The following is an 11110-nucleotide window of genomic DNA, read 5'->3' as shown; positions in this document are numbered from 1 at the left end:
AGTGCGTCCCGTCCTCAGCCCGGCAGCTTGAAGTCGGCGACCGAGCGGCGCAGGTCCGCGGCCAACTGCGCCAGGTGGCCGATGGACTCGGCGGTCTGGCCGGCGCCCAGCGAGGTCTGCGAGGTGATCTGGCGGATCACGCCCATCGTCTGGGTGATGTCCAGTGCCGCCGCGGACTGCTGCTGCGCGGCGCCGGAGATGCCCTTGATGAGATTGTTCAGGTCGTTCGACACGCGCTCGATCTCGCCCAGCGCGGTACCGGCGTCCTCGGCCAGTCGTGCGCCCGACACCACTTCGGCGGTCGTCTGCTCCATCGAGCTGACGGCCTCGTTGGTGTCGGCCTGGATCGTCTGCACCAGCGATTCGATGCGGCGCGTCGCGCCCGAGGTGCGTTCGGCGAGGCGCTGCACTTCGTCGGCCACGACCGCGAAACCGCGGCCCGCTTCGCCGGCCGAGGCCGCCTGCACGGCCGCGTTGAGCGCCAGGATGTTGGTCTGTTCGGAAATGTCGTTGATCAGTTCCACCACCGAGCCGATCTCCTGCGAGGACTCGCCCAGGCGCTTGATGCGCTTGGAGGTTTCCTGGATCTGGTCGCGGATCTGGTCCATGCCGCGGATCGTCTCGCGCACCACGCCGGCGCCCTCGGTGGCGATCTGCACCGAGCGCTGCGCCACTTCGGCCGACTCGGTGGAGTTCTTCGACACCTGGTCGATGCTGGTCGCGATCTCGCTGATGCGGTCGGACGCAGTGGTGATCTGGTCGGCCTGGTGGCCGGCGGCTTCCGCCAGCTGCAGCGCGGTGGCCTGGGTTTCCTGGGTCGACGCCGCCACCTGCACCGAGGTGTCGTTGATCGTGGTCACCAGGTTGCGCAGTTCGTCCACGGCGTAGTTGATGGCGTCGGCGATGGCGCCGGTCATGTCCTCGGTCACCGAGGCCTTCACCGTCAGGTCGCCTTCACCCAGCGAAGAAATTTCGTCCAGGAGCCGCATGATCGCCTGCTGGTTGCGGCTGTTGTATTCCACCTGCGTCTGGTAACGCATTTCCTGCTCGCGCTGGCGGGTGCGGTACAGCGACCACAACAGGCCGATGATGGAGACCAGCGCCGCGATGCCCGAGGCGATGCCGAGCCAGAAATTGGGGAACAGGCGCGTGTCGCGCACCGAACCGAACGCCGAGAACGCCTGGAACAGGTTGGTGCTGTCCTGGAGCATCTGGCCGGAGCCGTTGGTCAGTGCGGCGGCGGCCGACTGCGCGGCGAACAGGTTGCGCGAGCTGGCCAGGATCGCGTCCAGGTCCTTCTTCATCGTGGCCCACAAGGTCTGCGAGTTCTGCAGCGCCGACAGCGCCGCGGCGTTGCGGACCGGCGCGATGCCCAGGTCGGGGTTGCCGTCGCGCAGACCTTCCAGCACCTGGCCGAACAGCACGGCGTCGCGGCCGAGCGCGTCGCCGGCGGTGGCGGCACCGGCGCCACCGGCACGGATTTCGGTCACGCGGCGGGCCATGGTGCCGGCCAGCACCACCTGCTGCAGCGCGCTGTAGATCTGCGACGAGGGCGCGCCGCCGGCGGACATGGCGCGCACCACTTCATTGAGCTGCGCCTGCAGGCTCGGCACCTGGGTGGCGAAGCGGTCGGCGTTGCCGGCCAGCGCCAGCACGGCGGCTTCGGAAGCGACGATCTGGTCGGCGTTCTTGCCCAGCGGCGCCCAGGTGGCGCTCAGCTTGGCCAGCGGGCCGGAGATGGCGCCTTCGCTGCCGAAGCGGTTCTGCAGGTCGGTGACCGTCGATTCGACCGACTGCTTGGTCTCCTTGAACGCCTTGAAGGCCTCTGCGTTGCCGGCCACCGCTTCACGGCCCTGGTTGGCCAGCTGCTGCGACAGCACGCGCATGTCCGATGCGCCGGTGCTCGCGCCCGACAGGCGACTGCCCTGGTAGGTGGCCACGCCGGTGTTGGCACCGAAGACCAGCACCGACAGCGCCAGCAGCAACAGCCAGAAATTGTTGCCGAAACTGCCGACCTTGCCGGCGCTAGGTGAATCCGTCGCAGTGCTCATCGTTCAACCCCTGATTGTTCTTGTCGTCCGCGCTCAGAGCGCGGTCTGGCGGAATTCGGGCGTGCGCGCGAGCAACCCCAGCGCAAAGACGCCCCACCGCTGATCGTCGCTGGCGAAGGCGCGATCGATGAAATGCCCGTAGCGGCCGTCCGCCAGATCCCCCGGCTCGACCTGCTGCGATTCGTGGAAGCTGCGCTGCCCGTACAGCTCGTCGATGGTCAGCGCGACGTCGCCGCCGGCCTGGCGCATGACCAGCACGCGCTGGCCCTCGTGCAGGACGGTGCGCTCGCCTTCGAGGAACTGCTTCAGGTCCACGACCGGGAACAGATTGCCGCGCAGGTTGCCGATCCCCAGCAGCCACGGGTGCGCCCCCGGCACCGGCGTGACCGGCGGCATCTGCACGATTTCCACCACTTCCCCGAAGTTGGAAATCAACCGGCGCTTGCCCACGCGGTAACCGACGCCACGGTACTGGTCCTGCGCGATCTCGCGCGCCGGCTGCAGCACGGCGTGCGCCAGGCTGCGGCGCTCGTATTCGGCCAGCGTATCGAACGGTGTGCGGATCATCGCCCGCCCCCTGTGCCTTCAGTGCGAATGATCTTCATGGCGCCAGCCCCTCAGGTGCTGACGTGGGCGCGGATGGCGTCGAGGAGTTCCTCGCGCGTGAACGGCTTGGTCAGGTACTGCTCCGAGCCGACGATGCGCCCGCGCGCCTTGTCGAACAGGCTGTCCTTGGACGACAGCATGATGACCGGCGTGGACTTGAACACCTGGTTGTTCTTGATCAGCGCGCAGGTCTGGTAGCCATCCAGTCGCGGCATCATGATGTCCACGAAGATGATCTGCGGCTGCTGGTCGGCGATCTTGGCCAGGGCCTCGAATCCGTCCGTCGCGGTCACGACTTCGCACCCCTCGCGCTTCAGCAGGGTTTCCGCGGTGCGGCGGATGGTTTTCGAGTCATCGATCACCATGACCCGTAGGCCGTGGAGTCCACCGGCCTGGCCTTCGTTCTGCGTCATTACCTGATTTCCCCATGCGCGCGTGGCTTCATTGACGAACCGGCCACGCTGCGTTGCTGCTTATATCCCCCATCCCGGCGCGCACTGTCAAGCAGCGTGCTTCAGGCCCCCTCCGCTGAACGGCATCATGCGAACCACGTCTCAATTTTCCCGCGGCGCTGCAAACGCGCTGTTCCACCCGCGCCGGGGACGGTGGTCGAGCGCGCCCTGATACCATGCCCGCGCCTCCCACAGAACCGCCGCCAATGCCGCTGGACGTCGTCGTCGTCATGGACCCGATCGGGTCCATCAAGATCGCCAAGGACACCACCTTCGCCATGCTGCTGGAAGCCCAGCGGCGCGGCCATCGCCTGCTGTATGTCGCGCCCGGCCGACTGTCGCTGCGCGACGGCGTGGCGCATGCGCGGGTGGCGCCGCTGACGGTGCGGGACGACAAGGCGGACTGGTTCACCCTCGGCGAGGCGCGTGAGCTGGCCTTCGGCCCCGGGCAGGTCGTGCTGATGCGCAAGGACCCGCCGGTCGACGACCAGTATCTCTACGACACCCACGTACTGGGCATCGCCCAGCAGGCCGGCGCGCTGATCGTCAACGACCCGCAGGGCCTGCGCGATTTCAACGAGAAGCTGGCGGCCCTGCTCTTCCCGCAGTGCTGCCCGCCGACCCTGGTGAGCCGCGATCCGGCCGCACTGAAAGCCTTCGTCGTCGAGCATGGCGAAGCGGTACTGAAGCCGCTCGACGGCATGGGCGGCCGCTCGATCTTCCGCGTGAAGGCCGGCGACCCCAACACCAACGTCATCCTGGAAACGCTGATCGGCGATGGCAGCCTGACCCTGGCGCAGCGCTTCATCCCCGGCATCAAGGACGGCGACAAGCGCGTGCTGCTGGTCGATGGCGAAGCGGTCGACTACGCCCTGGCGCGGATCCCCCAGGGCGACGAGTTCCGCGGCAACCTGGCCGCCGGCGGCCGCGGCGAAGGCCGCCCGCTCAGCGAGCGCGACCGCTGGATCGCCGCGCAGGTCGGACCGGAAATGAAGCGCCGCGGCATGCTGTTCGTCGGCCTGGACGTGATCGGCGACTACCTGACCGAGGTCAACGTCACCAGCCCCACCTGCGTGCGGGAGCTGGATGCGCAGTACGGCCTGAACATCGCCGGCCAGCTCTTCGATGTGATCGAGAAGAAGCTGGCAGCCTGACGATGTCGGCGGTCCCGATCACTCCGCCGCAGATCGGCGCGAACGAACGCCTTGGCGCCACGCTGGCGCTGTCGCTGATCGTGCATGGGCTGCTGGTGCTGGGCGTCGGCTTCGCGCTCGACGATGCCGCACCGGTGATGCCGACCCTCGACGTGATCCTCAGCCAGACCAGTACGCCGCTGACGCCCAAGGAAGCCGACTTCCTCGCGGCGGCCAGCCAGGAAGGCGGCGGCGAAAGCGACCAGGCCAAGCGTCCGCGCGACAGCCAGGCCGGCTGGATCCCGCAGCCGGATACCGGCCTGGCGCCGCAGCCGCTGCGTGCGCAGACCACCGCGCCGGTGCCGCCGCCCGAGAGCCGTGTGGTGACCACGCACGACAGCGACACGCGTGCGCCGGTGGCGGAAGCGCGGCCCCAGCCGGACCAGCCCGAGCTGCCGCAGGGCGAACAGAAGGTGCAGCGCGACGCCGAGATGGCAAGGCTGGCGGCGGAATACCACCTGCGCTCGGAGCTGTACGCCAAGCGTCCGAAGCGCAAGTTCGTCTCGGCCAGCACCAAGGAATACGTCTACGCGAATTACCTGCGCGCGTGGGTGGATCGCGCGGAACGCGTCGGCAACCTCAACTACCCGGATGAAGCGCGTCGCCGGCGCCTGTCCGGCACGCTGGTGATCAGCGTGGCCGTGCGCCGCGACGGCAGCGTCGAGCAGACGCGCATCATCCAGTCCAGCGGCATCCCGCTGCTGGATTCCACCGCGCAGCGCATCGTGCAGTTGTCCTCGCCATTCCCACCGCTGCCGGAAACGGCCGAGAACGTCGACATCCTGCACGTCACCCGCACCTGGCGCTTCCTGCCGGGCGGTGAAGTGCGCGACGAGTAGCCGGGACGCCGGTCAGGCGCGCGCGGCGCGCAGGGCTTTCTGTTCTTCCAGGGTCAGCGCGACATGGTTCCGCAGGTAGGCCGGTTCGACGTGCTCGGGGGCGACCGTCTCGCCCCGCGCGAACGCATCCGCGGCCAAACGCGTGAGGTCGGCCGCATGCGGCAGTGCCTTCGCATCGATGCGGGCGAAGCGGTCCTGCAGGCGTGCTGCCAGCACACCCTCCGCGGCAGCGAACCCGGTGCCGACGCCGATCCAGCCACCGTCGATGCCCGCCAGCACGTAGTCGGCCGGCGCGATCACGGTTTCGCCTGACGTGGCCTCCAGGCGGTCGCCACGATGCGCGAACGTCCCGGTGTAGACCTCGCCCATGCGCGCGTCGATCGCGGCGAGGATGGGATGCGCGCTGCCGACATCGCAGCCGCCCTCGCCCGCCGTCACGCGCGGCGGCGGCACCTGCGCCGCCAGCACGGCCAGCGTGGACACCGGCACCAGCGGCCGGTCCAGCGCCAGCGCGATGCCCTGCGCGACGGCGATCGCCAACCGCACGCCGGTGAACGCGCCGGGGCCGCGGCTCAGCGCGATGGCGTCGAGCTGCGTGCGCGCGACGCCGGCATCGGCCAGCAGCTGTTCCGCCCACGGCAGCGCAAGTTCGGCGTGGCGGCGCGGCGCGATCTCGAAGCGCTCGCGCACCTCGCCATCGACGTAAACGGCGACGGAACAGGCTTCGGTGGCGGTTTCGAACGCAAGCAGCTTCATGGGCAGGACAGGCAGAACGAGGTCGCTAGCTTAAACGTTGCGACGCGGCGGCGATCAGAAGCGCGCATCGGCGAACCAGTCGTCCGAGTCCCTGGCGCGCGCCGGCGCCAGGGCTTCGTCGTCCACCTCGGCGCCGAAGAAGCGCTGCACGTCCTGCACGCGCTGCGTGCGCCGGAACGGCGGCAGCGAGTCAAGGAACACGCGGCCGTAGGGCTTGCCGGTCAGGCGCGGATCGCACAACACCAGCACGCCGCGGTCGGTCTCACTGCGGATCAGCCGGCCCACCGCCTGCTTCAGTGCGATCACCGCCTGCGGCAGCTGTTCGTCGCGGAACGGATTGCCGCCGGCACGGCGCACGGCTTCGAGTCGCGCTTCGAACACCGGATCGTCCGGCGCCGCGAACGGCAGCTTGTCCACCACCACCACGCTCAGCGCATCGCCGACCACGTCGACGCCTTCGCGGAAACTCGCCGCGCCCAGCAGCACGCCGTTGCCGGATTCGCGGAAGCGCTGCAGCAGCGTGCCGCGCGGCGCTTCGCCCTGCACGAACAACGGCCATGGTCCACCGCGCAGCGCATCGGCGGCTTCGCGCAATGCGCGGTGCGATGCGAACAACAGGAACGCACGTCCCTGCGATGCTTCCAGCACCGGCCGCAAGGCCGCGATCAGCCCCTGGCCGTAGCCAGGCGCATTCGGATCGGGCAGGCCGGCAGGCAGGTAGCACAGCGCCTGCTGCGGCCAGTCGAACGGGCTGGGCTGCAGCAGCGTCGGTGGATCGTCCAGGCCCAGCCGCACGGCGAGATGGTCGAAGCGCCCACCCACCGCGAGCGTGGCGGAGGTGAATACCCATGCCGCGCGCGACTGCTCGCGGTGCTGCCGCAGTGGACCCGACACATCCAGTGGCGTGCGCTGGCAGCGGAACGCGCGCGGCGTCAGTTCGTACCACAGCACATCACTGGACCCGTCGGCCGGAACGGCGCCGTCATCGAACGCGCCCGCGACCGCAGGCGGTTCGTACCAGCGCGACAGTCGCGTGCCGAACTCCTTCGCCCGGGCCGTGCAGGCTTCGAGTCCCAGCGACGTCTCCGCCAAGGGAGTGAGCGCGGCGCCGAGATCGGCCAGCGCACCGGCAAGCACCTCGAAGCCGGCCGCCACGTCCGGCTTCGCCAGCAAGCGTTCGCGCGTGCCGCGTGGCGGCACGCCTTCCATCGCGGCGCGCAGTTCGCGCAAGGCCTGTTCGAGCGCACGCACCGGTGGCTGCAGCGACGACAGCGCACCGGCCACGTCCTTGCACTCGGCCAGGCTGTCGCGCGCCAGTTCCTGCAACGGCCGCATGCCGAAGCCTTCGCCGAAGAAGTTGGCGGCCAGTTCGGGCAACTGGTGCGCTTCGTCGATGACGAACGCCTGCGCGCCCGGCAGGATTTCGCCGAAGCCCTCCTGCTTCAACGCCAGGTCGGCGAGCAGCAGGTGATGGTTGACCACCACGATGTCCGCCGACTGCGCGCGCTGGCGTGCCTGCACGACGAAGCAGTCGTCCCAGAACGGGCATTCGCTGCCCAGGCAGTTGTCGATGGTGGACGTGACCAGCGGCAGCATCGGCGAATCGTCCGGCAGCGCGGCCAGTTCGGCCATGTCGCCGAACTGGGTGCGCCCGCCCCACGCGACGATGCGCTGGAACTGGTCCACCTGCTCTCGGCTGGTGAACGTGGTGCGCAGTGCCTGCGGATCGCCCTTGGCCTGGTTGAGGCGGTAGCGGCACAGGTAGTTGCTCCGCCCCTTCAGCAGCGCGGACTTCAGCCCGGCCACGCCCAGCGCATCGCGCACGCGCGGCAGGTCGCGATGGTAGAGCTGGTCCTGCAGCGCGCGCGTGCCGGTGGAGACGATGGTCTTCAGCCCGGACAGCAGTGCGGGCACCAGATAGGCGAAGGTCTTGCCGGTGCCCGTGCCGGCCTCGGCGAGCAGCACGTCGCGCGCGTCGAAGGCATCGGCGATCGCCGCCGTCAGGCGTTGCTGGGCGTCACGCGGGGCGAAGGCATCGAGGCGGTCCGCCAGCGCACCGCCCTCGCTGAGGGCATCGCGGCTGGCCTGGGCTAGTTGTGACATCGGGAAAACGGAAGGCGGCGTGCAGCGACAAGGGTACCGCGTCGCAACGGACGCGGCATCCGCGTCACATGCGCTCGATCACCGGCACGGTGCAGGCATCGCGCTTGCCCTCCGCATCGGCAATCGCCGTCTGCAGGGCCGCGGCGCGTACGGCATGCTGCGCGGCGTCCTCCGGCGCATGGCGTGCGGGCAGGGGTTGCTGCATGGCGAAGTCATGCTGGCGCACCTGGCGCACGGTTTCCCAGTGCTGGCGACACAGAGGACCCACCTGCGAACCCAACTGGAACGCGCGCTGCGCCAGCGTGTCGGCACGCGCGTAGTCGCCTTGCAGCATGGCGACTTCGGCCCGCTCCTGCAGGACGGCAGGATCCTCCGGGACCAGCAGCAGGGCTTGGTTCAACGCGTCCGCCGCCTTGGCGAAATCGCGCGACGTCCGCGCCTGCTGCGCCGTCTCGCGCAGGTCCTCGACCTGCGGATCGCGCAGCGGTTGCACGGCGAGTTCGCGATCGTCGGCACCGGCAGCGGCATGGATGGCAGCGACGCGCTGCTCCGGCGTCACCGGATCGCGCGCGACGGGCGTTTCGGGGGCCGGGGCGGACACGCAGCCGGCCAACAGGATCAGGAGAACGGGAGAGGCGTACTTCATGATGGTCATCTTTGCTGTGGCGCGGGTTCCGGCGGCGGGGCGGGTTCTTCCTTGCGGTCCAGGCCGAACCAGCTGCGCCAGCCCCCTCCTTCCTGTTCGCCGCCTTCGGCAGGCGGTTGTTCGACCACGCAGGGCGCGTACGCAGGCGCGAAACCGGTCACGAACGGCAGCTGGCGGGCTTCGGGACAACTGGCGTCCGTCGTATTGGACGCGACCACCCACTGCCAGTCGAGGCCCTTGCCGGATACCTTCAGCGGCGCGCTCGGCAGGCGCGAGAACAGGCCCGACCAGACGCGCATCGCGCCGGTGCCGCCATAGAGGCCGGTCTGTTCGTTCTGGTCATTGCCCATCCACACCACGGCCAGATGGTCACCGGTATAGCCGGCGTACCAGCTGTCGCGGCCATCGTTGCTGGTGCCGGTCTTGCCGGCGGACTGCAGGCGACCCAGGCCGTCGCCGACCAGCTGCCGCCCGGTGCCGTTCGACACCACCTGCTGCAAGGCCACCGTGATGAGGTTGGCGGCGATGGAATCGCCTTCCTGGGCCGGCGCCGGCGTCTTGTCGTAGCGCTTGAGCAGCTTGCCGTCGGGATCGAGCACGCCACGCACCGCGTGCAGCGGCTGGATCTCGCCACCGGACGCGAGGAACTGGTACAGCTGCGCCATCGCGTACGGACTCTGGTCGGTGGAACCCAGGATCAACGCCGGATTCGGCTCCGCCTGGATGCCGGCCAGCACCCGGATGAGTTGCGCCAGGCGGTCCGGCTCGACCTTCATCCCCACGCGCACGGTGGCCTGGTTGTACGAACGCGCCAGCGCATCGACCAGCCGCACGGTGCCATGGCTGCGGCGATCGGCGTTCTCCGGCGTCCAGCGTCGGTTTTTCCCCAGTTGCACGGTCACCGGCGAATCGTCGACCCACGAGGCCAGCGAATACTGGTCGGGCTGCGCCAGCGCGAGCAGGTAGACGAAGGGCTTGAGCAGCGAGCCGACCGGCCGCTGCGCTTCAACCGCGCGGTTGAAGCCGACCTCGGACACGTTACGGCTGCCGACCACGGCCAGCACATCGCCGTCGTGCACGTCGGTCACCACCATGCCGGCCTGCAGCGGCGGCCTGCGCTTGTTCTCCAGTGCCTTGATCGTGCGCGTGACCGAGGCTTCCGCATAGGCCTGCGCCGACGGCGACATGCCGGTCAGCACGCTGAGGCCCGCACCCTGCAGCGCGCTTTCGGGATAGTCGCGCGCCAACTGGCGGCGGACCAGATCCACGTAGGCAGGGAAACGGTTGGCGGCCGCCATGCCCGGCGTCTTGGTCACGCCCAGCGGCGCAGCGCGCGCGCGCGCGTACTCGGCATCATCGATCAGGCCGGTTTCGTGCAGCTTCAGCAATGCGTAATCGCGACGCTGCTTCGCGCGCTCCGGATTGCGGCGCGGGTCGTAGTACGAGGGGCCCTTCACCACGCCGATCAGCAGCGCGATCTGCTCGGTGGTCAGGCTGTCGAGGTCGCGCCCGAACCAGAACTCCGACCCCGCCGCCACGCCATGGATCGCCTGGCTGCCGCGCTGTCCCAGGTACACCTGGTTGAAGTACGCCTCCAGGATCGTGCGCTTGTCGTAGCGCGCTTCCAGGATCAGCGCGTAGAGGATCTCGTTGAACTTGCGCGTCGGCGTCTGTTCCTTGCCGATGCCGAGCAGGCCACTGCGCGCCAGCTGCTGGGTCAGCGTGCTGGCGCCCTGGCGCGTATCGCCGCCGGACTTCAGCAGCAGCCATGCCGCGCGCACCATGCCCGACAGGTCGATGCCGTGGTGGTCCTTGAAGTCGCGGTCCTCCACGGCCTGCAGGCCGGTCACCAGCAGTTCCGGCACTTCCTCCAGCCGCACCAGCCGGCGTTCTTCCTGCTTCTGTCCGTACAGCGTGGCGATGCGGGCCGGATCCAGCCGTGCCGCTTTCAGGTTCTGCTTGCGTCCCAGATCGCGGACGACGGCGATGCGCCCGCCGGACACGCTCACCTCGATCCGGCGCGGCGCCACCTTGCCATCGACATCGACGAACCCACGACTGGAAATGGTGAAGCGACCGCCCTCGCGCGCATAGGTACCGGGACCCGTCCCGGTGCCGTCGTCGCGGTACGAGGCCGCATCGAGTTCGGTCTTCAGCGTCTGCGCATCCATCGCCAGTCCCGGCGCGACCTGCAACGGGCGTGCATACACGCGCGTGGGGATCTGCCAGCGCAGTTCACCGAAGCGCTCGGTGACCTGGTGGTTCAGGTACAGCGTGTACGGAATCAGGAATCCCAGGCCCAGGCCCACCGCGGCCAAGCCCCACGTCAGCAGGCGCTGCCGCCAGCCGGGACCGTCGCCGTCGTCGATGTCGTCTTCGTCCAGTGCTTCGTCGTCGTAGTCGTTGCGGGCCACAGGGGATGCGACAATGGGAATTCGGGCGAGTCTAGCGCAGCCACCGAGGG

8 protein-coding genes and 1 pseudogene are annotated in these 11110 nt (G+C 69.2%); 2 read left to right on the top strand and 7 right to left on the bottom strand.

The genetic code is table 11. The annotated features are described in order from the left end of the window. Positions 1 to 14: 14 nt before the first annotated feature. From V7060_RS01810 to V7060_RS01800, 3 genes are read right to left on the bottom strand one after another with little or no spacing between them, the layout of a single operon-like run. A complete protein-coding gene (locus V7060_RS01810) occupies positions 15 to 2051 on the bottom strand; it encodes a methyl-accepting chemotaxis protein (protein WP_334177548.1) in 2037 nt (678 codons plus the stop codon). Positions 2052 to 2084: 33 nt separating this feature from the next. After that, the gene (locus V7060_RS01805; RefSeq protein WP_296282780.1) at positions 2085 to 2615 is read right to left on the bottom strand and encodes a chemotaxis protein CheW; all 531 of its coding nucleotides are present in this window, start codon (positions 2613 to 2615) and stop codon (positions 2085 to 2087) included. Between the two features lie 53 nt (positions 2616 to 2668). Next, positions 2669 to 3070: a response regulator gene (locus tag V7060_RS01800; protein WP_055940451.1), complete on the bottom strand. Its 402-nt coding sequence runs from the start codon at positions 3068 to 3070 to the stop codon at positions 2669 to 2671. 245 nt (positions 3071 to 3315) lie between these two features. Here V7060_RS01800 and gshB point away from each other — a divergent pair, with 245 nt between their 5' ends. Both gshB and V7060_RS01790 read left to right on the top strand, forming a co-directional pair. Beyond that, the gene (gene gshB / locus V7060_RS01795; RefSeq protein ID WP_334177547.1) at positions 3316 to 4263 is read left to right on the top strand and encodes a glutathione synthase; all 948 of its coding nucleotides are present in this window, start codon (positions 3316 to 3318) and stop codon (positions 4261 to 4263) included. A gap of 2 nt (positions 4264 to 4265) precedes the next feature. Beyond that, entirely contained in the window at positions 4266 to 5141 is an 876-nt protein-coding gene (locus tag V7060_RS01790) for a TonB family protein (protein ID WP_334177546.1), read from the top strand. Between the two features lie 12 nt (positions 5142 to 5153). On the opposite strand, the gene tsaB is transcribed toward V7060_RS01790, so the two are convergent. The 4 genes and pseudogenes from tsaB to mrcB all read right to left on the bottom strand — a co-directional run bounded on the left by tsaB (position 5154) and on the right by mrcB (position 11060). Then, positions 5154 to 5897, bottom strand: a complete 744-nt coding sequence (gene tsaB / locus V7060_RS01785; protein WP_334177545.1) for a tRNA (adenosine(37)-N6)-threonylcarbamoyltransferase complex dimerization subunit type 1 TsaB — start codon at positions 5895 to 5897, stop codon at positions 5154 to 5156. Between the two features lie 54 nt (positions 5898 to 5951). Next, on the bottom strand, positions 5952 to 8000 hold the full coding sequence (locus V7060_RS01780; RefSeq protein ID WP_334177544.1) for an ATP-dependent DNA helicase: 2049 nt from the start codon (positions 7998 to 8000) through the stop codon (positions 5952 to 5954). A 220-nt stretch (positions 8001 to 8220) separates the two neighbouring features. Beyond that, positions 8221 to 8646, bottom strand: a pseudogene (locus V7060_RS01775) (hypothetical protein); the annotation flags it as partial. A gap of 5 nt (positions 8647 to 8651) precedes the next feature. Beyond that, the gene (gene mrcB / locus V7060_RS01770; protein ID WP_334177543.1) at positions 8652 to 11060 is read right to left on the bottom strand and encodes a penicillin-binding protein 1B; all 2409 of its coding nucleotides are present in this window, start codon (positions 11058 to 11060) and stop codon (positions 8652 to 8654) included. Positions 11061 to 11110: the final 50 nt, after the last annotated feature.

This window comes from Pseudoxanthomonas sp. (assembly GCF_036845285.1).
Lineage (GTDB): Bacteria > Pseudomonadota > Gammaproteobacteria > Xanthomonadales > Xanthomonadaceae > Pseudoxanthomonas_A.
The sequence above is the reverse complement of the archived record's forward strand: the minus strand, read 5'-3'. Positions and strand labels throughout refer to the sequence as shown.